Source organism: Xanthomonas sp. SHU 199, from assembly GCF_000364665.1.
Classification (GTDB): Bacteria; Pseudomonadota; Gammaproteobacteria; order Xanthomonadales; family Xanthomonadaceae; genus Xanthomonas_A; species Xanthomonas_A sontii.
Map to the genome: position 1 here is coordinate 1 of NZ_AQOI01000597.1, position 642 is coordinate 642.

At 75.1% G+C, this 642-nt stretch carries 1 pseudogene; it reads right to left on the minus strand.

Features of this window, described 5'->3' with window-relative positions:
* Positions 1 to 218: 218 nt before the first annotated feature.
* A pseudogene (locus tag D183_RS0117575) lies at positions 219 to 642 on the minus strand (hypothetical protein); the annotation flags it as partial.

Consider the following 642-nt stretch of genomic DNA (forward strand, 5'->3'; position numbering starts at 1 on the left):
TCCTGCGCGGCCGGCGGCGGGGCGCTGGCGGCGCTGGGGCTGGGCTGCTGCGCGCAGGCGGCCAGCGGCACGGTCAGCGCCAGCAGGCCCAACAGATGGTGGCGGATACGGTGAGTCATCGGACGCAAGCCTCCGGTTCGGGAAGGGGAACAACGAGGGGACGAAGCAACGGGGACCACGCGCCGGAATGAGGCACGGACGCCTGCCGGCGCGCGGGGTCAGGGCTGCGGATGCAGCGGCGGGTTGGCCACGGCGTCGGCAGGCAATCGGGGTTCGAACGGATAGAACGCCGCCGGGTCGGCGCCGCTGTGCGGGAAGCTGGCGGTGAATTCGCTCCCGGCATCGGCGGATGGCAGCGTCGAGCGCGGCCACGGCCGGGCCTGCAGCGGCGTCGCCGGATGCCCGAACGGATCGCTGGCGCGTTGCGCGACCATCGTCGGCGGCGCGACCGGCGCAACGAACGGCGTCTGCGCCGGCGCCTTGGCCTGCGGTTTGGTAGGCGCCGCTGCGGCATAGGCGCGCTCGGCCGGGATGCTGCGGGTGCGCGCGGCCTGTTCGCTACGGGTGGCCTCGCGTCGCGCCGCCGCGGCCGCCTCCTGGCGACGATTGGCGGCGATCGCCATTGCCGGCGCGGCAGCGACA